General features: G+C 39.8%; 18 protein-coding genes and 7 pseudogenes. 5 read left to right on the plus strand and 20 right to left on the minus strand.

Annotated elements, in window-relative coordinates; all coding sequences use genetic code 11:
- Window positions 1–35 precede the first annotated feature (35 nt).
- Window positions 36–1,115 (plus strand): class II fructose-bisphosphate aldolase, encoded by a 1,080-nt coding sequence (gene fbaA / locus V3224_RS26130; protein ID WP_334473387.1) that lies wholly within the window; start codon window positions 36–38, stop codon window positions 1,113–1,115.
- A gap of 617 nt (window positions 1,116–1,732) precedes the next feature.
- Here fbaA and V3224_RS26135 read toward each other — a convergent pair.
- Both V3224_RS26135 and V3224_RS26140 read right to left on the minus strand, forming a co-directional pair.
- A complete protein-coding gene (locus V3224_RS26135) occupies window positions 1,733–2,476 on the minus strand; it encodes a hypothetical protein (RefSeq protein WP_334473389.1) in 744 nt (247 codons plus the stop codon).
- Window positions 2,477–2,478: 2 nt separating this feature from the next.
- Window positions 2,479–3,205, minus strand: a pseudogene (locus V3224_RS26140) (IS701 family transposase); the annotation flags it as partial.
- 78 nt (window positions 3,206–3,283) lie between these two features.
- On the opposite strand from V3224_RS26140, the gene V3224_RS26145 reads away from it, so the two are divergent.
- Window positions 3,284–4,258, plus strand: a complete 975-nt coding sequence (locus V3224_RS26145; RefSeq protein WP_334470984.1) for an IS701 family transposase — start codon at window positions 3,284–3,286, stop codon at window positions 4,256–4,258.
- A gap of 13 nt (window positions 4,259–4,271) precedes the next feature.
- On the opposite strand, the pseudogene V3224_RS30360 reads toward V3224_RS26145, so the two are convergent.
- Both V3224_RS30360 and V3224_RS26155 read right to left on the minus strand, forming a co-directional pair.
- A pseudogene (locus tag V3224_RS30360) lies at window positions 4,272–4,520 on the minus strand (IS701 family transposase); the annotation flags it as partial.
- A gap of 659 nt (window positions 4,521–5,179) precedes the next feature.
- On the minus strand, window positions 5,180–5,512 hold the full coding sequence (locus V3224_RS26155; protein ID WP_334473393.1) for a hypothetical protein: 333 nt from the start codon (window positions 5,510–5,512) through the stop codon (window positions 5,180–5,182).
- A gap of 427 nt (window positions 5,513–5,939) precedes the next feature.
- Between V3224_RS26155 and V3224_RS30365 the strand changes: the two genes are divergently transcribed.
- Window positions 5,940–6,188, plus strand: coding sequence for an asparaginase domain-containing protein (locus V3224_RS30365; RefSeq protein ID WP_409013965.1), 249 nt, complete (start codon window positions 5,940–5,942; stop codon window positions 6,186–6,188).
- Between the two features lie 163 nt (window positions 6,189–6,351).
- On the opposite strand, the pseudogene V3224_RS26160 reads toward V3224_RS30365, so the two are convergent.
- The 4 genes and pseudogenes from V3224_RS26160 to V3224_RS26175 all read right to left on the minus strand — a co-directional run bounded on the left by V3224_RS26160 (window position 6,352) and on the right by V3224_RS26175 (window position 9,689).
- Window positions 6,352–6,896 (minus strand): annotated as a pseudogene (locus V3224_RS26160) (disulfide bond formation protein B).
- Window positions 6,897–6,906: 10 nt separating this feature from the next.
- Complete coding sequence (locus tag V3224_RS26165) at window positions 6,907–7,062, minus strand: DUF5993 family protein (RefSeq protein ID WP_334473395.1); 156 nt, start codon at window positions 7,060–7,062, stop codon at window positions 6,907–6,909.
- A gap of 305 nt (window positions 7,063–7,367) precedes the next feature.
- On the minus strand, window positions 7,368–8,576 hold the full coding sequence (locus V3224_RS26170) for an IS256 family transposase (protein ID WP_334473397.1): 1,209 nt from the start codon (window positions 8,574–8,576) through the stop codon (window positions 7,368–7,370).
- A 552-nt stretch (window positions 8,577–9,128) separates the two neighbouring features.
- Complete coding sequence (locus V3224_RS26175) at window positions 9,129–9,689, minus strand: hypothetical protein (RefSeq protein WP_334473399.1); 561 nt, start codon at window positions 9,687–9,689, stop codon at window positions 9,129–9,131.
- 486 nt (window positions 9,690–10,175) lie between these two features.
- On the opposite strand from V3224_RS26175, the pseudogene V3224_RS26180 reads away from it, so the two are divergent.
- Window positions 10,176–10,379: pseudogene (locus tag V3224_RS26180) on the plus strand (Arm DNA-binding domain-containing protein); the annotation flags it as partial.
- Window positions 10,377–11,357 (plus strand): tyrosine-type recombinase/integrase, encoded by a 981-nt coding sequence (locus V3224_RS26185; RefSeq protein ID WP_442891191.1) that lies wholly within the window; start codon window positions 10,377–10,379, stop codon window positions 11,355–11,357. The pseudogene V3224_RS26180 and the gene V3224_RS26185, both read left to right, overlap by 3 nt.
- A gap of 421 nt (window positions 11,358–11,778) precedes the next feature.
- On the opposite strand, the gene V3224_RS26190 is transcribed toward V3224_RS26185, so the two are convergent.
- The 12 genes and pseudogenes from V3224_RS26190 to V3224_RS26245 all read right to left on the minus strand — a co-directional run bounded on the left by V3224_RS26190 (window position 11,779) and on the right by V3224_RS26245 (window position 20,540).
- The gene (locus V3224_RS26190; protein ID WP_334473401.1) at window positions 11,779–12,024 is read right to left on the minus strand and encodes a hypothetical protein; all 246 of its coding nucleotides are present in this window, start codon (window positions 12,022–12,024) and stop codon (window positions 11,779–11,781) included.
- Window positions 12,025–12,047: 23 nt separating this feature from the next.
- Complete coding sequence (locus tag V3224_RS26195) at window positions 12,048–12,224, minus strand: hypothetical protein (RefSeq protein WP_334469759.1); 177 nt, start codon at window positions 12,222–12,224, stop codon at window positions 12,048–12,050.
- Window positions 12,225–12,402: 178 nt separating this feature from the next.
- Entirely contained in the window at window positions 12,403–13,827 is a 1,425-nt protein-coding gene (locus V3224_RS26200; RefSeq protein WP_334473402.1) for a DEAD/DEAH box helicase, read from the minus strand.
- Window positions 13,799–14,314, minus strand: a complete 516-nt coding sequence (locus V3224_RS26205) for a hypothetical protein (RefSeq protein WP_334473403.1) — start codon at window positions 14,312–14,314, stop codon at window positions 13,799–13,801. The genes V3224_RS26200 and V3224_RS26205 overlap by 29 nt, the downstream gene beginning before the upstream one ends.
- A 4-nt stretch (window positions 14,315–14,318) precedes the next feature.
- Window positions 14,319–15,087, minus strand: a pseudogene (locus V3224_RS26210) (IS701 family transposase); the annotation flags it as partial.
- 9 nt (window positions 15,088–15,096) lie between these two features.
- Window positions 15,097–15,857 (minus strand): IS5 family transposase gene (locus V3224_RS26215; RefSeq protein WP_334473404.1). Its coding sequence is split into 2 segments (ribosomal slippage): window positions 15,097–15,519 and window positions 15,522–15,857, totalling 759 coding nucleotides; the frame shifts between segments, so codons are not numbered across the junction.
- 46 nt (window positions 15,858–15,903) lie between these two features.
- Window positions 15,904–16,146, minus strand: a pseudogene (locus V3224_RS26220) (IS701 family transposase); the annotation flags it as partial.
- Entirely contained in the window at window positions 16,124–16,507 is a 384-nt protein-coding gene (locus V3224_RS26225; protein WP_334473406.1) for an antA/AntB antirepressor family protein, read from the minus strand. The pseudogene V3224_RS26220 and the gene V3224_RS26225, both read right to left, overlap by 23 nt.
- A gap of 65 nt (window positions 16,508–16,572) precedes the next feature.
- Window positions 16,573–17,472 carry a BRO-N domain-containing protein gene (locus V3224_RS26230; protein WP_334473407.1) on the minus strand — a complete coding sequence of 300 codons (900 nt, stop codon included), beginning with the start codon at window positions 17,470–17,472 and terminating at the stop codon, window positions 16,573–16,575.
- 156 nt (window positions 17,473–17,628) lie between these two features.
- Window positions 17,629–17,910, minus strand: a complete 282-nt coding sequence (locus V3224_RS26235) for a VRR-NUC domain-containing protein (RefSeq protein ID WP_334473408.1) — start codon at window positions 17,908–17,910, stop codon at window positions 17,629–17,631.
- Window positions 17,901–18,122 carry an ANR family transcriptional regulator gene (locus V3224_RS26240; protein ID WP_334473409.1) on the minus strand — a complete coding sequence of 74 codons (222 nt, stop codon included), beginning with the start codon at window positions 18,120–18,122 and terminating at the stop codon, window positions 17,901–17,903. Before V3224_RS26240 ends, V3224_RS26235 begins: the two co-directional genes overlap by 10 nt.
- A gap of 355 nt (window positions 18,123–18,477) precedes the next feature.
- Window positions 18,478–20,540 (minus strand): annotated as a pseudogene (locus V3224_RS26245) (DNA polymerase).
- Window positions 20,541–20,638: the final 98 nt, after the last annotated feature.

Genomic DNA, 20,638 nt, shown 5'->3' on the forward strand with positions numbered 1-20,638 from the left:
CACTGTTCACCTGTCCAATAATAGGATTTTATCTCATGTCTAAGATTTTTGATTTTGTAAAACCAGATGTTATTACCGGCGATGATGTGCAAAAAGTTTTTGCCGTTGCAAAAGAACATAAATTTGCGTTGCCGGCAGTCAATTGTGTCGGTACAGATTCGATTAATGCTGTTTTGGAAACCGCTGCTAAAGTTCGTTCTCCGGTAATTGTCCAATTTTCTAACGGTGGTGCTGCGTTTATCGCTGGTAAAGGTCTAAAAGCAGAAGGTCAGCAAGCTGCGATTTTAGGCGCAATATCAGGGGCTCATCATGTGCATCAAATGGCAAAACATTATGGTGTCGCTGTTATCTTACACACTGATCATTGTGCACGTAAACTACTGCCATGGATTGATGGCTTGCTAGATGCTGGCGAGGAATATTATAAAACCACCGGTAAGCCACTGTTTTCATCGCATATGATCGATTTGTCTGAAGAGTCATTAGCGGAAAATATTGAAATTTGCTCTCAATATTTGCAACCGATGAGCAAAATGGGCATGACATTAGAAATTGAGTTAGGTTGCACTGGTGGTGAGGAAGATGGTGTCGATAACACTGGCTTAGATAGCTCATCGCTTTATACACAGCCTGAAGATGTCGCTTATGCTTATGAGCAATTGAGTAAAATTAGTCATCGATTTACTATTGCGGCATCTTTCGGTAATGTGCATGGTGTTTATAAGCCAGGCAACGTTCAATTAACACCAAAAATTCTACACAACTCACAACAGTACGTTGCGCAGAAATTTAATTTGCCAGCGGAAAATAATCTGAATTTTGTTTTCCATGGAGGTTCAGGCTCTACTGCTGAAGAAATTAAAGAAGCGGTCAGTTATGGTGTGGTAAAAATGAATATTGATACTGACACCCAGTGGGCGACCTGGGAAGGCATTTTGAATTATTATAAGAAAAATGAAGGTTATCTACAAAGCCAACTGGGTAATCCAGAAGGTGAAGATAAACCTAATAAAAAATATTATGACCCTCGTGTTTGGCTGCGTGCGGGTCAGACTTCCATGATTGAGCGTTTAGAACTTGCATATAAAGAGTTAAACTGTATCAATGTGCTGTAATTAAACGCTATTTTATTTTCCTAGTTCTCAACCCTATGGTTCACCATAGGGTTTTTTATTATCCGACGTAAGTTTTGACAAAAAAGATGTTTTAGGTATAAGTGAGATATCAATTTTAACAAAACTAATAGAATAACCTGAGTTCGGGATAAGGAATATAAACTTTTTCATTATATATTCAAGTAGTTAACTTAAAATAATTACATAAAGTAGTGCTTAATCTTAGTTTTTTTCATGATTTTAGCAGAGAAAATAGCTTATTTTTTAACCTGCGATCACTGAAGAACTTTCCGTTTTTCCTCATTTTATTGATTTTAAAAAGGTTTTATTGATAAGTAAGTTATTTTTATTTTCTCATAACTACCGCTTATCCCGAACTCAGGTTAGAATATTATACGGTTAAAGATATTACTGTTGAATAGAATAAATAATTAACCATTCGGGTAAAAACGGAACATCGACATATTAAGCGACGAATACCAGCTATACTGGTATTCAAATCATTGCAGTGTACCCAAACTTTGTTTACAAATATCGAATTGATACATATGTTAAATAAGCAGCAGCTTCAACATCCGAAAAGGGATGACTTGTTGCTGGCCAACCAATTTTATCTGTTAGCCAGCTAAAAATAACAGAGCAACTTTTACTGAAATGCTAGCGGGTTTCCAAAAACGCATCCCCCTCATTGTGAGCATGCCATTTTTATCAAGGTAATTATTTAATGAGGTCAAATTGATGTTATATTGTTCACTGATCCCTATTAACCCACCAGCCTTTGCAAACCCTTCGGTACCTAATGACACTATTTTTGTTAACATCTCATGGGTTATGCGATTGGATATGCCATATAAAAAATATTTTCCTCGAGCCGTGAGAATGCCATTTTTATCAAGGTAATTGTTTAATGTAGTCAAATTGATGTTATATTGTTCACTGATCCCTCTTAACCCACCTGCCTTTGCGATCCCTTCTGCACCTAATGACACTATCTCTTTTAGTAGTTCAGGGGTTAATTTATTGGATTTACCACCTAAAAAAACTTTCCCTCTAACCGTCAGTGTGCCATCCGCATGGAGGTAATTATTTAAAGTACTCAAATTGACATTATATTTTTCACTGAGCCTTGTTAGTCCACCAGTTTTTGCGATCCCTTTTGCACCTAATAACACTATCTCTTTTAATATCTCAGGGGTTACTGATCTTATTTTTTCTCCATTTACCATAGTGTGAGCTAGATGAGTATTTTCAGTGAGTGAATTATGAGGAATATTATTGGACTCGACTTTTCTTTCTAAGTTACCATTAGTTATCTGCTGTTGTGTAAGTTCATTGCCTATAAAATCACGAGTTTCGCACAAAACTAATTTGGGTACGCTAATAAAACACGGATTTGCTCAGTAATAGCACTTTTGATTACGTCCCAATTTTGTTGATATAAGGGTTATTTTTTCAGATATACGACGTTTATGTTGTTCAAACCACGCAGAAATAGCGAGAAAAATATGATTTCTTTGCGCTCGGCTCGTGCGAGCCTGACAGCGTTCAATACCACAGTTTTGTTTAACTTCTCGATGATAAACTTCAACAGACCAACGGGCATCCATGATAGATTTGAGGTATTGACGGGTGGGATTCTCTTTGTTTGTTACTATGTAATCAATACGGCCGTTTTTGGCTGTAAATTTGAAAACGGTTACCCAACCATATCCTCGCAAGTGTATTGACGTTCCTTCTTCTGAGATGTCTAACTTGTTCAGTTGTTTGTTATGGTTAACAATCCTATTTTTCCTCAGCGTGGTTACCCAGATCCAACCATGAGAGCGAATTGATTTCAGGTTATCCAGGCTAGAATACCAAGCATCCATCACTACCGCTTCTGGCATGATCCCTCTTTTTTTAGCAAGAGTGAGCATTTCGGAAAAGTGCGTGTTTTTTGTTTTTCCATCAGAATCTTTATCATAAATACGATAATTGATAGGAATTGATTCAACCTTCGTCAGATCATGCCAAAGCAAATTAACTAAACCTATGCCAGCAATAACCTCATGTTCATTACCTGAATATTGATAATGGACCATCTCTATTTTTTACTACGTCACGAGTTTCGCAATCTCCAAAAAAGAAGTATAAATTTAAAAACAAGAAAAAATCAGGGTGTTCATATTTTGTCGGGTTATCCATTTATTAAAGATATCTATAAAACATTCTTACAAGTAAGCAGTTTAAGATACTCTGGTTTAGCGTTATCAGAAGTAAGCCCATCGCCTTTATCTCATGACACTGTTAGCCGATGGCTAAAAAGTAGATGTTTTAGACCTAAAGACCTATGGCGATTAGTTGAACCTTCTATAGACAAAAAAAGCCCTTGCGTACTAATTGCCGATGATACATTGATTGCCAAAACACGTAGTAAAAAAATAGAGATGGTCCATTATCAATATTCAGGTAATGAACATGATGTTATTGCTGGCATAGGTTTAGTTAATTTGCTTTGGCATGATCTGACGAAGGTTGAATCAATTCCTATCGATTATCGTATTTATGATAAAGATTCTGATGGAAAAACAAAAAACACGCACTTTTCCGAAATGCTCACTCTTGCTAAAAAAAGAGGGATCATGCCAGAAGCGGTAGTGATGGATGCTTGGTATTCTAGCCTGGATAACCTGAAATCAATTCGCTCTCATGGTTGGACCTGGGTAACCACGCTGAGGAAAAATAGGATTGTTAACCATAACAAACAACTGAACAAGTTAGACATCTCAGAAGAAGGAACGTCAATACACTTGCGAGGATATGGTTGGGTAACCGTTTTCAAATTTACAGCCAAAAACGGCCGTATTGATTACATAGTAACAAACAAAGAGAATCCCACCCGTCAATACGTCAAATCTATCATGGATGCCCGTTGGTCTGTTGAAGTTTATCATCGAGAAGTTAAACAAAACTGTGGTATTGAACGCTGTCAGGCTCGCACGAGCCGAGCGCAAAGAAATCATATTTTTCTCGCTATTTCTGCGTGGTTTGAACAACATAAACGTCGTATATCTGAAAAAATAACCCTTTATCAACAAAATTGGGACGTAATCAAAAGTGCTATTACTGAGCAAATCCGTGTTTTATTAGCGTACCCAAATTAGTTTTGTGCGAAACTCGTGTACGTGTTTTGGCAATCAATGTATCATCGGCAATTAGTACGCAAGGGCTTTTTTTGTCTATAGAAGGTTCAACTAATCGCCATAGGTCTTTAGGTCTAAAACATCTACTTTTTAGCCATCGGCTAACAGTGTCATGAGATAAAGGCGATGGGCTTACTTCTGATAACGCTAAACCAGAGTATCTTAAACTGCTTACTTGTAAGAATGTTTTATAGATATCTTTAATACATGGATAACCCGACAAAATATGAACACCCTGATTTTTTCTTGTTTTTAAATTTATACTTCTTTTTTGGAGATTGCGAAACTCGTGAAAATATGAAGATAAAACCTCATATTGGGGATAGAGACTGAACCAGATATCAAAAGTACTGTGGTTAGAGGAATTCATATATTTATTTACTACTTGTTGATAAGTTCGTGAAAGATTTTCAGCCACTTCTGGTTGTAAAGTATTAAGATTACTATAGGGTGCATGCAATAAAACCACCCGCTCTGGATCTAACGGGCCTAAGATATGTGTTTCATCAAAACTTATTGCTCTTTCTAAACTCCCTGTTACAGAGAATAGCAACGCTATAGCACTAGTGTCAGGATCATCAAAATTCTGTTTCAATGAAACCGCTGGTAATCCAAGCGCGGCAATAGCAAAAACCGCATAGGCTTGATTGCGGGATACATATCGTACAATTTCATCATAATTTCCGGCAACAATGGTTGTTTCTCCTTGTCACGAGTTTCGCACAGGCCTATAAAATTCTAGAAATGGCTTAAAAGTAATGATTAATCTGCAAGTTACTGAAATGCATAAATTCACTTAATTTACAATAAGTTATATTTAATTTATAAGGTTTTATCTATTTACATATTATGCTGAATTAAACTTAAAAATAGAGCGTTTTTTTATTGGTGCGAAACTCGTGCTTGTTTTCCAATCATTGGGTATAAGGAATTAAAGTCATGTGAAGGTTGAAATCCATTTATTTCAGGCTGTTCATTTACCGGATCGAGGACAACCTGAAATAGTAACGGAAAATTATCGCGAGCAGTTAGTCCGTTAGGAAGCAAGCGAGTTTCCCCTTGAATATGAGCAGAAGATGATATTAATTGCTGCAACAGCATGTTGGGTGGATCATTTTTATTGGGCAAAGCAACATGAGCAACCGTTGATAAATTACTTATTGGAAACACGTCACGAACTCCATAAAAAATAGAATATAAACACGAGTTTCGCACCGGCATATAAAATTCTAGAAATGGCTTCAGAACAATAATTAATCTGTAACTTGCTAAGACGTATAAATTTACTTAAATTACAATAAGTTATTTTTAATTTATGAGATTTTTTCTATTTATATATTATGCTGAATTAAACTTAAAAATAGCGCGTTTTTTTATTGGTGCGAAACTCGTGATAAATAAAGAATCAAGCATAGAAGAAAAATAATTATTGTAGTAATCCAAATTTGATCGGATAGTCAGCCACTTTATTGACGCAGGATCCTATATTGCCGTTGTTATTATCAACAAGACTTGAGTGGGTATCATCCAGATTAATGGAGTGACGATAGGTAAATTCTATAGAGGCTGCCTGCGGTATGTTTAGCCAAGGTGTTTTTTGCCTAATTTGCCGTTGCTAACAAAACAAGACTTTTAATTTAGAATAACCCATGGTAGCGATACTAATGAGGAAATCGCCTATTTGCTAAACTTGACGGTAAAGGGTGAGAAAGCTGTTGTGCTGGTGGGTGTGATGTGTCCGGTGACTGCATTTATTTCTGACGCGCCGGCAAACTTGCACGACGTAATCGTGACGGTAGCGTCACCAGACAACGTCAGGCAGGGTGTGATACTTATGATGAATAAATACATCCTTGACGCGCTGGACATGACGCAGATAGGGCTTTGTTAGCGTGAGCATAGGCAATAGCAAACCGCATTAAATATCTGTTTAATCGATTTAAACACAACGAATATTTTTAAAACGATTTAATAGACATTTTAGGGCAGACATTTTTAACTGTCTAAAATTTATACTATAACTGCGAATTTTCAATTGATAATAAATTAGATTTTTAATTTAATAATTTATAAAATATTGAGTTATCAACACATTGTGTCAGCCCACACTCCAATATTGTGGATATAAGGTTAGCGAGTATTAAAAATACAAATAGATAAATCGCTATTTCTCTGGCAGGGGATTTTGCTACTTGTATTTCAGCGCTATTGAATAACATTAATACACAAACAACAGAATGATGGCTAAGGAGAAAAGTAGCGACCAAGTATAAAGATGCAAACCGAAGACTGTGGAATAATATCCAGGATCACCTGGCAGAATATGAATTAATACTTGGCGGGTTGCAGTGATACATGTGGTGATAGAACTAAGAATAATTATACTATAATGACGCTGATTAATACCAAAGATAAGATTAAATAGAAAACCGATACCTATCATTATAATACCCACTCGTTGTAATAAGCATAGTGGGCAGGGTATTTCATGTAATATAATTTGATAATAGAATGCAACGATTAATGTTACAGATATTCCTAATAGCCCTAGAATATTCAGATTAGAAATAACTTTTGTTGAAGATAGTGTTTTCATCATAATTCTCTAACTAAAACGATAGGTTGATATTATCGCTTGTATGATATTTAAATAATAAGATAGTTATAATAAACAGCATTAATAAAAGGATATAACTTAGTTTTCTCTGTTTGAGAATAAGTGAGATAGTGACCAGAAAAGCGATGAAAAAAGGTAAAAACATCATAAGATCCTATTAGCATAACATTAACTATTCGATTTTATATGCACAATAATATTATCAATATAAATAATATATTTTATAATAATATATTAAAGTGATATTTTTAATTATAAATTATAGGTGTTAACTAATTGTTGTCAAAAGTTGTTAATAAACTGCATTTATTAGCAAAAAGCAATCCAATGCAAGATCATCTAGTGTTAAATTAAAATTCTATAGAGTTTTAAAACACAGAGGGTCAATGCAACTAATTTTATCAGGTTAACATTTACCCGACCCTGTACACGATTCTGTGTAAATGCCTTTTCTCAGTAGTGACCGTCCAGGCGGTCACCGAACTCGATAATAAAGCGGCTCATCGCCATACGCCAGTCCCTCAGCGGCATTGTCCATTTCTGTGACGCCGCCTGGATTGCCAGCCACACCACCTTTTTCACTGCGTCATCCGTCGGGAACACCTTACGCTTTTTGATGGCATGCCGGATCACGCTGTTCAGCGACTCTATGGCATTCGTTGTGTAGATCACCTTGCGGATGTCTGCCGGGTAAGCGAAGAACGTCGCCAGGTTGGCCCAGTTTGTCTGCCAGCTCCGGCTTATCTGCGGGTAGCGGCTGTCCCATGCGCTGGCGAACGCTTCCAGCGCCTGCTGGCCTGCTTCTCCCGTGGAAGCCTGATAGATGGCTTTCAGGTCGCGAGTGACGGCTTTGTAGTCCTTCCAGGAGACGAACCGCAGGCTGTTACGCACCATATGCACGATGCACAGCTGAATGCGGGCTTCCGGATACACGGTGTTGATGGCGTCCGGAAAGCCTTTCAGACCGTCGACACAGGCGATGAGGATATCGTTCAGACCACGGTTTTTTAGTTCTGTCAGCACACTGAGCCAGAACTTCGCGCCCTCGTTTTCGGCCAGCCACATACCCAACAGTTCTTTCTGACCTTCGATGTTGATACCCAGGGCCAGAAACACGGATTTATTGATGACGCGACTGTCTTGCCGGACCTTCAGGACGATACAGTCAAGATAAACAATAGGATAGACTGCATCCAGTGGGCGATTTTGCCATTCGGTAACCTGCTCCATCACGGAATCGGTGACCTTCGAGACCAGCGCCGGTGAGACATCCGCGTCATACAGTTCTTTGAACGCAGCCGCTATCTCGCGGGTGGTCATCCCTTTGGCGTACAACGATAAAATCTGGTTATCCATCCCGGAGATCCGGGTCTGGTTTTTCTTCACCAGTTGCGGTTCGAAAGAACCGTCACGATCGCGCGGAGTGCGTAGTTCCAGAGGACCATCGCCGGTGGTAACGGTCTTTGTGGAATAGCTGTTGCGGGAGTTGGCACCCGGTTTGGGCTGATTTTTATCGTAGCCCAGATGGTGGGACATTTCGGCGTTGAGAGTCGCCTCAATGCTGATTTTCTTCAGCAGACGATCGAACTGGCTGAGATCGTCAGGGGTTTTGAGATTTTTGGCCAATTTATTAGCCAGAGCCTGCAATTGTTTTTCGTCCATAAATTAACCTTCATTTGATGCTGGATTGAACATATCAAAATCAGGCAATTACACAAATTTATGTACAGGCTCATTAATTTAGTAAAATTGAATCAGTTTTATTTGCTTAGCGGTTACCAATATAAACAATAGTAAAATAAATACTCTAATAACTATTTGTTTTAAAAAGTATAAAAATGAATTTTTATTTTTCTGTTAATTCAATATTTATCTAATAGCTTATCATGACTAGTGAAAATATCATGTTATTTATGTCGCAGCTATTACCGCCAATTTGGGCTCTGGGTAAAGACATTGCGAATATACTATTTTGGTAAACTGTTTTTGGTGTAATAAATCTGGCAACTATTTTAATCAATATGTCACAGCATTAATTTCAAATTATTATAAATTTTATATGATCAATCTTGCCAGATTAAAAAAAGAGGCCAGAAATACTGGCCTTATCAGGTTAGAAGGAAGTGTAAAACAATATTATTCTTATTTCGATGGTTCTAACTACAATTAACTTTTTAACAATATTTTCTTTTAATTCATTAAACTAATTCAATTTTATTGTTTTTGTGGTTGAGAATTTTGTTGCATGGTTGCCGCTTTTTCTTCAGCGCTTTCACTTAAAGTGTTTGCCTTATTGGTTAGATCCTCTTTAGCTGCTGCTTTATCAGATAATGTCTGGACTTCAGAATTAAACCCTTCTTTAACTTGGGTTGCTTTTTCTTTGGCTTGATTTGTGGCTTCAGCGGCTTTATCTGAAATATTTTGTTGCAACTCTGATGTTTTTTGTTTGGTTGTTTCTTTTAATTGATCTGCTTTTGTTGATAGTTTATCAGCTTCTTCAGCAGCTTTATTTTTTATATCGGTTGCAGCTTCTTTCGCATCATCAACCACTTGTTTAGCTTTTTTTGCCCCAGCCTGTTTTATTTGTTCAGCGCTTTCCTTGGTCTGTTGGATGGCATCGTCTACTTTAGGTGATTCATCACAAGCGGTAACAGCAGTCATTATACCCGCCAAGATTAGCATACTTAGAATTTTTTTGTTCATTGATAAGTTACTTTCTCTATATTCACGGACGATCATAAATAAGTGTATAATCAATAAAAAAGATTTTAACATTATAGATACATCTATTAGATAAAGACATAAGACTGGGTATAAGATTTTAACAACATAACAACTTGATATGTATAACTCTGTAGCTTATGTCCGTTATCCATTAAGCATAGATGAGAATTAGAAGAATGAAAAAAAATTACCATCAGTAATTGTACTAAAAATGAAAATGGCTAATCCTTCTTAAGTTGAATTAATTAAATACTTAAAATCAATCATATTACTTAAGTAAATAAGTCTCGCCCATCAGCAATAGCCTTAAACAGTCATCAATAGACGAGGCTTTATCATTAATAGACTGTTTTATAATAATTTTATTTTTTACTTTAATATATAATAGCTGTTTTTAGTCACCTATCATAACCCTTGTGTCATGAAATTTATGTACATATTGGTGTACATAAAATATTATATAAAAAAGACGTAAGGAGAAAAAAGATGGCGGTGAGTGATTCATAGTTAAGAGCGGTAAATGGTAAGCCACAAGCTAAAATAGTGACTAAATCAGACAGAGAGGGTTTATCAGTTCGCGTGACACCAAAAGGTAAAGTCATTTTTCAATATCGCTATCGTTGGCAGGGGAAAGGTGATCGGATAGACATTGGAACGTATCCGGCAATAAGTTTAAAAGATGCTCGTGATAGTGGGCTTTTTTACCGTGGTGAACTGGAACAGCATAGAAACCCGAAAGTGGTTAAACGCACTCGTAAACAACAATCAGTTGATGTACAAACGGTTGAATCCGTTATTCGCGACTGGTGGGAAAAATCACTTAAAAATGCACAGGTAAAAGCGGGTGAAATATTACGGTCATTTGAAATTTATGTTTTTCCCAAGATCGGCAATTTACCCCACGACAAAACTCACTTGCATGTCTGGTTATCGCTAATTGAAGAGGTGGTAAAAGCGAAACCGGCGATAGGTGCGCGGATTTTACGTTATGCCAAAACCGCCCATCGGTGGGGGATACGTAGGGGGGCCATCAGTTTAAATCCACTTATCGATGTAACATCACAGGACTTAGGGGTGAAAGCACAACAGGGCGAGAGGGTATTAAGTGAAGATGAACTCAGAGTATTATTTGCGTTAATTGATGCGCCAGACTATAACCCTAGAAATACCTTGATAATCAAACTAGCGTTATTATTTGGCTGCCGGATAGGGGAATTGCTAAAAGCGAAAATGACCGATTTCGATTTTACTAAAAGAATATGGACAGTGCCGCCAGATAATCATAAAACAGGGCGAAAAAGCAAAAAGCCCATTATCCGGCCTATTATTCCAGCGGCAGAGGAATTGATAAAAGTGCCTAAAAAATTGAGTCATGGCAGTGATTATTTGTTTACAGTATCAGAGGGTAAAGCTTTATGTATGGGTGGCCACCTTGGTTTTGTCAACGGCTTGAACAAAAAAATGGCTCACAGATTTGAGAATTATACTCACTGGTCAATTCACGATTTGCGTAAAACCATGCGCACGGGGGTTGCGGAGTTAACCCAGCCTCATGTTGCTGAAATCATGTTAGGGCATAAATTACCGGGGGTTTGGCAGGTATACGACAAGCATACCTACCTAGAGGAACAGCGAGAAGCTTATGAGCGCTGGTGGAATAAAGTTAATCAAATCGTTTACCCATCTCCCAATCAAGAATATCCTGCAGGGCAAAATTAAGCTCATCAGATGTAAACCGAGGGCGTGGAAAACCTTCCCGCCGTTGGCATCCATTACCCGCTCAGAGTCTGATAGTGTGAGTTGACACTCTGTACCTTTTTGCCAGTTCACTGGTTTTGACAAAAGGGGATTCATTCATAGGATTTTTCTCCTTATTATATCTTTTCGTTATGGGTAGTTTAAGTGGAACACGAGTTTCGCACGGGCATATAAAATTCTAGAAATGGCTTCAGAACAATAATTAATCTGTAACTTGCTAAGACGTATAAATTTACTTAAATTACAATAAGTTATTTTCAATTTATGAGGTTTTTTCTATTTATATATTATGCTGAATTAAACTTAAAAATAGAGCGTTTTTTTATTGGTGCGAAACTCGTGTGGAATAGATTAGGGTGGGTAATGACTTCTTGTTTTATAACTATTTCTTCAATGTATCGAGAAACACCCCCAAATAAACCATAAGAGCTGGCACTATCATGACTCCGATAACCATTAACTCTTGCCCGCCTAAATGGATGTTGCCTAATTCACCACGTTTAAACCTGATTTGTGGGTCAATGACAGTATCGGCGTGCGCGAGATGTCCAACTAGCATTTCAAAGGCTAGCGCTGCGCTGATAAAAAGTAATGTCGTGATTAGTAATTTGATGATGTTAAGTTTCATGGTTGAACCTTTGTAAAATTAGCTTATTTCTTAACGCAAATCGCTTTGGCGTTGATATCCTTGAAAGTTTCAAACTCACGCTCAAACTGTTTAGCGGCGAATTGGCACATATTTTCAGTGTCAAATTCCTGAGTATGAACACTTGCAAAGTTACTGGATGCATAAGGACTGGCGTACATGGACAAGATTAAAATCCACATAGTGGGAACTCCTTTAATTGAGAAAATATTCATAAATTTAAGGTTAATTAATTTTCTATACATATAATTAAACTGTTTATATATACAGCTTTACTATGCTATGGTATAGTTATTTGGTTGTGTGTTTGCTAACAGCAATATTTTTACCTGGTGTTGGCCAGCCTAGCGCTGGTCTTTTTTATTTCCTTCTCATCGCTTCCAGTAATAAATCCTGTATCGCCCGTTTTGAATTACGACGTACCATGACCACTTCATCGAGTGTATCTTTAGCGACGATATGATGGATAAAGACAGGGCGATTGTGTCCTGCTTGCGCTTGACGGGTGGGGCCGATACGTTCGATAATTTGCTGGTACTGCTCTAAATCCCACCAGTGGGAGAAAAAGACCAGAATATTACCGCCGTCCTGTAAATTTAAGCCGTGTCCACAGCTTGCGGGGTGTGCAAAAAGTAACGGGATTTTGCCATTATTCCAGTCGGTAAGGGTTTGTGGGCTAGCGTCTAACATTTTGCCTTTTGGAAATGCTTTTAACAGTCTTTCAAGGTCATGTTTCCAGTGATAAGCAACCATAACTGGCATCCCTCCGGCTTCATTGACAATACTTTCCAGCGCCTGGATTTTGGCATCATGGATCACAGTCCAGTTGTGATTGTCATCACTATAAATAGCGCCTGCTGCAATTTGCAAACATTTTATTGTTTTTGCAGCGGCATTTAACGCTTCGATCTCACTATCGCCCAATTCAAGAAATAGTTCTTTTTCCATGGCCTGATAGTGTGCTCGCGCTTTTGCAGGCAGTTCAACGTTGATAACGTTATGTATTGGCTCTTCGATATTAAACCAATCGGCGGCATTAAGGGCTAAGGTGACATCACTAAGGGCTAACTGAATTTGTAGATTAGCAAATCCTAAAGGCTCAAACCTGCTCCACTGTTGCCCAGGGAGCTGGATACGATTAAACCAACGGGACATAAACGCATTATGCGTTCTGCCTAAGCGTTCGCCCTGGTCAACAAACCACGCTTGCCCCCATAAGTCCATTAGGCCATTCGGTGAAGGCGTACCGGTTAGATTTACCCATCTATGGACAGATTTATGGGCGATTTTGGCTAGGGCTGCGGTGCGTTTACCCCCTTTGCGTAACCGGAATGATTTTAATCGGGTGCTCTCGTCTGCGATAATCGTGCCAAAAGGCCAACTGTCTCCGAGGATGTCAACCAGCCAAACGAGATTGTCATAATTGACCGTAAATACGCTGGCATAGGTATTTTTGAGTGCTGCCATCCGTGATTTGGCAGTGCCAATGATGGGTTGCACCTCGATATTATGGAGGTGGTTCCATTTAAGTGCTTCATCCGGCCAGGTGGATTGGGCTACCCGTAAAGGGGCTAACACCAATGTGGGTTTGGTTTCACTGCCTGCAAGATAGAGATTTTCTAACGCCGTCAGCGTTGCTGCTGTTTTACCCATTCCCATTCCCGCCCAGACATTTGAGCGTTTGATATCGAGTAGGTGATTGATAATGAGATTTTGGTAAGGGCGAGGGGTGAAGGTTTTAGCGATTGTCTTTTGTTCAGGCGACAATCTGGATAATTTTGTCATGGGTATGTAATCCGTTCCAGTTCTTTTTCATGGGGAGTTTGTCAGCCAAATACTGGTCATAAAGTCGCTGTGCGCCTTTTCTAAGTAAAACAGGGCGATAACTAATGAAGCTATTCGCACCATGTGGGCTTATTTCGTTTTGTTTTTCGGTTAAATATTTATCCCGAGCGGTAGCGGCAACACGCCAGCGTAAATTGTTGCCGGACTTACTTTCGTTATAGAGCCAGTTTTTCGCTGCAAGATAATGATTTATCTGTTGACTATTCACGCCGTTAAGCATTTTGCTAAATTGGGTAGGGGTCATGCCTTCTTTGAAGAGATTTTTAAGACAATCGTTTTCGGTTGATAGGCTTTTATTTTCCAGTAATAACTTTTCTTTCTCCTCCTCAGCACGAACAACCATGAGTGCCAGTTCTTTTGCCGTCGGTAGTAATGCTTGAGGTTGTAAAACACGCCTTTCGCATTCAATAAAACACGAGTTTCGCACAAAACTAATTTGGGTACGCTAATAAAACAGGGATTTGCTCAGTAATAGCACTTTTGATTACGTCCCAATTTTGTTGATATAAGGGTTATTTTTTCAGATATACGACGTTTATGTTGTTCAAACCACGCAGAAATAGCGAGAAAAATATGATTTCTTTGCGCTCGGCTCGTGCGAGCCTGACAGCGTTCAATACCAGAGTTTTGTTTAACTTCTCGATGATAAACTTCAACAGACCAACGGGCATCCATGATAGATTTGAGGTATTGACGGGTGGGATTCTCTTTGTTTGTTACTATGTAATCAATACGGCCGTTTTTGGCTGTAAATTTGAAAACGGTTACCCAACCATATCCTCGCAAGTGTATTGACGTTCCTTCTTCTGAGATGTCTAACTTGTTCAGTTGTTTGTTATGGTTAACAATCCTATTTTTCCTCAGCGTGGTTACCCAGATCCAACCATGAGAGCGAATTGATTTCAGGTTATCCAGGCTAGAATACCAAGCATCCATCACTACGGCTTCTGGCATGATCCCTCTTTTTTTAGCAAGAGTGAGCATTTCGGAAAAGTGCGTGTTTTTTATTTTTCCATCAGAATCTTTATCATAAATACGATAATTGATAGGAATTGATTCAACCTTCGTCAGATCATGCCAAAGCAAATTAACTAAACCTATGCCAGCAATAACCTCATGTTCATTACCTGAATATTGATAATGGACCATCTCTATTTTTTTACTACGTGTTTTGGCAATCAATGTATCATCGGCAATTAGGGCCTGTCATCAAATAAGCCAGACGACGGCAGCGGCCAGATGGATAGCGCCAAGAAAGTTGATGGCGGTTTTATCGTAACGGGTAGCAATAGCGCGATACTGCTTCAGTCGAGCAAAGAAGTTTTCGACTAAATGGCGAGCTTTGTAGAGGTGTTTGTCATACGTGCGGTGTTGTTTTCGGTTCGAGCGAGATGGGATCACTACCGCCTTGCCTTTGTCTTTCAATGGCTGGACAAGGCGCTCTTGAGCATCGTAGCCTTTATCGGCAATAATCGTTTGGCCTTGTGTATCCTCAAGCAACACATCGGCACCTTCTAGGTCGTGGGCCTGGCCCGGCGTAAGATGAAAGCCTGTAGGGTTACCGAGAGCATCGACTGTGACATGAATTTTGGTGCTTAACCCACCGCGACTACGCCCGATAGCTTGTTTGTCTGTATCCCCCCTTTTGCTCCAGCGCTATGCTGATGGGCCCGCACTATAGTCGAGTCAATCATCGCATACTCGTTGTCAGCATCCTGCGCCAGGGCGTTGAAAATGCGCTCCCATACGCCAGTCTTGCTCCAGCGTGAGTGACGTAAGTGCACAATACGAAAGTCGCCAAAACGTTCGGGCAGGTCTCTCCAAGGAATACCTGTTCGATAACGGTAGATCACCGCCTCTACGAACAACCGGTTGTTACGTGCGGTCATGCCCACATGGCCTTTCCGTCCAGGAAGGAATGTCTCAATCCGAGCCCATTGATCATCTTGAAGTGCATAGCGACGCGTCATCTCTTTCTCTTTGGCCGAAGTGGATAATCATATATGGGGCATATCATACACGTTTATCCCGACATTTGATGACAGGCCCTAGTACGCAAGGGCTTTTTTTGTCTATAGAAGGTTCAACTAATCGCCATAGGTCTTTAGGTCTAAAACATCTACTTTTTAGCCATTGGCTAACAGTGTCATGAGATAAAGGCGATGGGCTTACTTCTGATAACGCTAAACCAGAGTATCTTAAACTGCTTACTTGTAAGAATGTTTTATAGATATCTTTAATACATGGATAACCCGACAAAATATGAACACCCTGATTTTTTCTTGTTTTTAAATTTATACTTCTTTTTTGGAGATTGCGAAACTCGTGTAAAATACTGCCTTGCCTGTTTCCCTTTTTCGTTACGCTCAACCATGGATAGTTCTTTCGCCATATCGAGGGAAATTGCGTATTCCTTTGTAGGACGCCCACCATTTGGGGTTTTTCCTAAAATTACGATAAAGTCCTGACTCTCAATAAATCCGTATTGTTGAATGCGATCTTTTATCCAATCAGCAAATTTCTGCTTGCTTTCTAAAAACTCATGTAAATCACGTGCATTAACCGTTTGGATTAATGAGTCATTGATGTTTTTTGTTTCGATGTTGATTAAATTTGACATAAGGATATTCCTCAATAGTTAAATTGATGAAAAATTGCTCCTATAAAAAGGGGCGTTAAGATTAATTAGTGGCGTTCTAAGAAGTGGGTCAATTCACCTTCATACCACTGATCGGTGCGTGCTGTGATTATCCCGATTTGTTGATGGTGGAATTGTTCAAAAAGCTGTTTTATTTCCGCTAATACGGTATCAATATTCTCACGCTTACGTAAAAGTCGTTTGATAACCTGTTTTTCAGCGTCATTGATAATCTGGCGTAGCGACTCGGTGATGTAGTAAATACTTCTGCATTCGTCAGCCATTAACGGTATATGTGCTACCTGAAAACGCTCGGGTGATGGCGTGCCTGTCACTTCGCACAAAGCCAGCCAGACCGCGTTACTCCAAGAACGCTCAAAAAGGAAGCCATTAGTCATGCACCAAACTAAATGCGTCAGATTACGGGTGTCTGAATGGTTAAAACGCTCTAGGGCTTTCGGTTGGTACTGTTGTTTGGGGTGATCATATCTGCCAGTTTTGCGGATTGATGGGAGGACTTCATTAAACACCCAATCCTGAAATTGTTTTGCTTCGGGCTTATTACTACGAAAAATTACACGATAAAGATTAGGTTCATTCACATAAACAAGTAGTTGATTGCCGCCTATAGTAGGGGGGTATGTTTTACATATACCCTTTTCATCAAGTTGTGCTGCTAATTGGCTAACATTTTTTATTTCTAAAATTGAGCAAATATCTTTCAAACAAAACCAAGGTTCCCTATCTATTATTTGAATTCGTACATCATTTGCTTCTTGGAAAGAAAATGAGATAGCTTGTGCGGTAGTCATAATATGACCTCCGATAGTGATTTGAGGTATCCCATCGTTAGAGTTGATAATCTCATTGGCGATGAGCTGAACAGGGTTATCAACACCGGAATCACCGACCGGCCAACCTTTCGGCTGCCCTATCCAGCCCACCATTGAATTAAGGCTAGATTACGACATTAAAAAACACGCTCGCGGCGTGCATATGTCGCGATGATTCTACCAGGTTCAGGTTGATAATCCCGACATCTGATTTATCAGATGCAAGCAAACTATAGCGCATGATTTCTTCTTTCGTCAATAAGTTAATTTTTAACCCACAACAGGTAAGATGTTACTTAAATCGTGACTGTCCAATAGGATGACCTGATGGCCTAAGGCAAAAAGCCTTGCGTGTTCGCGTAATTGGTAGGGGGTAGGTTTTTCGCCTGGGGCTTTACATTCGACGAAAATAATCTTGCCATTGGGTAGGGCGACTAATCGGTCAGGTACGCCCCGTCGTCCGGGTGAAACAAATTTATAGGCAATGCCGCCGATTTTTTGCACCTCACGCACTAAATGTTTTTCGATACTCTTTTCCCTGATTAACCGCATGGATACTTCCTTTTTATGTCTTCCCGTTTTATTTGCATAATGCAAAAATCGGCGCGGTTCTCACTCCAGATACGATTATTGCGATTGCGCGCCAGCCGGTTTGCCTGTGACCATGCGCGCGCGGCGTCATGGTATTGCCCTGACTGTTCAAGGTGAACTGCATCGCGCGCCGCCTTAAAATAAAGTGGGCTGTCGTTTTTTCTAAAGGCCATGATAGCTCCAAAAATAAACTCCTTCCTAGTCTGTGGGAAGGATATCGCTCTTAGGGGGGTGAATAGTGGGGTAAATGTGTTTTAAGTATTTTTTCAATCGTTGAGGTTGCTGACGGATTACCTTGTAGTTGAATGGTCTTATTGCGGTATAGATTGATGTACACCCCACAGGCTAATTCATAGCATATAAAATTCCCTTTCATTTTCGGCATAATTTTACCTAATCCGCATTTTTCCAAGAAACTGGAAAACGTAGCTATCTGGTAAGGGTACTTTTTCAGCGGTAATATATTGAGTGGGTCTTGTATAGTGAATAAACCTTATGATTTCCCTGTTAATCATTGTGAATACTTTTTTATTCTTTTCGATAGCGATAAGTCTCAAAGCCGGCTGCGCTAAGCGGTAAATCAAAAGCCCAGTCAGGCTTGGCACTTAACAGTGTACTTAACCCCTCGGCTGAGAATTGTGGGGTATCCGGCGCTTCGCTGATAATCTCATCATGGACGGTTAAGACAATAGCATAACCGGCCTTTTCAATAGACGGCATGCTATAGGCTAATACATCCCGAGCGGTAGCCTGACAGATATTTTCAGTAATTTTCCCCCCGTAGGTTTTTAGCCTTTCCCATTTACGACTATAGGGGTTAGTCCCCATATAGGTAATTTGTCCATTCTCTGTTCGTGCAGAAGGGTAGCAAAGACTACGACCTGATGGTAGACAAATCCTGAGCCAGCCTTTATCGCGCCGGACGCTAAGTTTACGGCACTTAAACACTATCCCTGGTGCCTGAATGGCCTGTTTTACTGCCTCTTCAATGTCGTACCAGAATGATACGGTTTGCGGATGGGCATTGCGCCATATGCGCTTAAGGGAATCGCAGGTAACAAATACTTTTTCGCTGAGGTCATAAGTTTTATCCGTTTCAACGGATTTTTGATACCAGCGCATCGCCTCTTGCTTAACGTTAGTGGGAATGTTAGGTAATGCGGCTTCCGCCAGCTCATCTAAATCCAGACCGTAGGCGAGGGCGAACGTTAGAAATGCCGCAACGCCTCCGCCATAGCCTAAGCCGAGTTCCATTACCTTACCGATTTGTCGTTGAGCTTTAGTGACGTTCTCAGGTAAAAGATTAAATGCCCTTGCGTAAGCGAGTTTATAGAGGTCATCGCCTTTGCCGTTATCAAACTCGCTAAAAGCGTTGACTTTCCATTTTTCCCCCGCTAGCCATGCCAGCATGCGGCCTTCAATATTCGACAAATCTGAGATAACCAGTTTTTTACCCCGTGGAGCGATAATACACCCTCTTAACGCAGAACTAGTCAGTTGCATAATGTCATCACAAATTAACTCGGCGCAACCAGCTTTTAATGCGTCAATACCGTTATCAATGGCTTCCTGGTCAAGCGAAGGTCTTGGAAGATTATCCGGCTGAAAAATCCGCCCAGCCCATCGTCCTGTGCGTGAGGCGCCACAGAATTGCTTAGTCCCTCGAAGTCGTGCATCTGCGCTGACCGATTTTAACAGCGCTTTGTATTTACTGGTGCTGGTTGTGCAGGATTGCAGACGGACTGACAACAGTTCGCGTAAAGCAGGTGGAATATCAGGGGCATTAACGCGTCGCTGTAGCGTGCTGGCTTGCATATCCGGTAATGTGATGCCAAATGCCGAGGTAATATGCTGTAACAGTGCATCACGTTGAGTCGCGGCCTGTACGGCATTATCTGTTAATTGCTGGGTGACGGTTGATAACCGTTTTTGCTCGTTTTCAACCGCAGTTAAGGCACTTTTCGCCAGTTCAACATCCATACACATCCCACGGCGATTAATTTTTGGTCTAACTGCCATAACGTTGTTTCATTATAATTCATATTCCAGCGGGGTAAATGTTGATAAATCTCGCGCATAGCTAAAATATCAGAGCCTGCGTATTGTTTAAAACGTTGCCACTCTTCAAAATGTGTTACCGCCGTGGCGCGTTGTATTTTGCTGTTTTTAGGGCGCGGTTTGCAAAATAGCTGTATGAGCGCTTTACCTTCTTTATCTTTGGTTTTATCGCTATTGACGTTAAAGATATCGCAAAGCGAACCAAGCGCACCGGGTAAGCCATGTGCCAGTGCTTGTACAAGGGGGTCGTGAACGCGGGATAGCGGTAAGTCAATATTTAACGCGTGTTTTAAAATTACCGTATCAAACATACCGCCATTATGCCAGACGGTTAAGATCGCAGGATCATCAAGATAGGCTTTTAAATCTGTGGGCATCGTTTTATCTTCAGTCACATCCCAAACCTTTACGGGTTCATGATTATAAGCATACGCAAAAAGTAATATTTCTGCATTTTCAGCGTAGCGATAAGTGCCACAATTAATCGGAATATCGCTATAGGTTTCTAAATCACAAAATAGTAAATTTTGCATGTAAAAATTCCTCAATAATGAAATTGATGAATGATTATCCCTGTAAAAAGGGGCTTTAAGATTAAATAAATGACGTTCTAGAAAGTGGGTAAATTCAC

This window comes from Arsenophonus sp. PmNCSU2021_1, assembly GCF_036919435.1.
GTDB classification, from domain to species: domain Bacteria; phylum Pseudomonadota; class Gammaproteobacteria; order Enterobacterales; family Enterobacteriaceae; genus Arsenophonus; species Arsenophonus nilaparvatae.

What these genes read in the sequence shown, in the direction of transcription:
- fbaA (WP_334473387.1), top strand. Translation starts at nt 36, where the DNA reads ATGTCTAAGATTTTTGATTTTGTAAAACCAGATGTTATTACCGGCGAT.
- V3224_RS26165 (WP_334473395.1), bottom strand. Translation starts at nt 7,062, where the DNA reads ATGATGTTTTTACCTTTTTTCATCGCTTTTCTGGTCACTATCTCACTT.
- V3224_RS26170 (WP_334473397.1), bottom strand. Translation starts at nt 8,576, where the DNA reads ATGGACGAAAAACAATTGCAGGCTCTGGCTAATAAATTGGCCAAAAAT.
- V3224_RS26175 (WP_334473399.1), bottom strand. Translation starts at nt 9,689, where the DNA reads ATGTTAAAATCTTTTTTATTGATTATACACTTATTTATGATCGTCCGT.
- V3224_RS26190 (WP_334473401.1), bottom strand. Translation starts at nt 12,024, where the DNA reads ATGAAACTTAACATCATCAAATTACTAATCACGACATTACTTTTTATC.
- V3224_RS26195 (WP_334469759.1), bottom strand. Translation starts at nt 12,224, where the DNA reads ATGTGGATTTTAATCTTGTCCATGTACGCCAGTCCTTATGCATCCAGT.
- V3224_RS26200 (WP_334473402.1), bottom strand. Translation starts at nt 13,827, where the DNA reads ATGACAAAATTATCCAGATTGTCGCCTGAACAAAAGACAATCGCTAAA.
- V3224_RS26225 (WP_334473406.1), bottom strand. Translation starts at nt 16,507, where the DNA reads ATGTCAAATTTAATCAACATCGAAACAAAAAACATCAATGACTCATTA.
- V3224_RS26230 (WP_334473407.1), bottom strand. Translation starts at nt 17,472, where the DNA reads ATGGTGGGCTGGATAGGGCAGCCGAAAGGTTGGCCGGTCGGTGATTCC.
- V3224_RS26235 (WP_334473408.1), bottom strand. Translation starts at nt 17,910, where the DNA reads ATGCGGTTAATCAGGGAAAAGAGTATCGAAAAACATTTAGTGCGTGAG.
- V3224_RS26240 (WP_334473409.1), bottom strand. Translation starts at nt 18,122, where the DNA reads ATGGCCTTTAGAAAAAACGACAGCCCACTTTATTTTAAGGCGGCGCGC.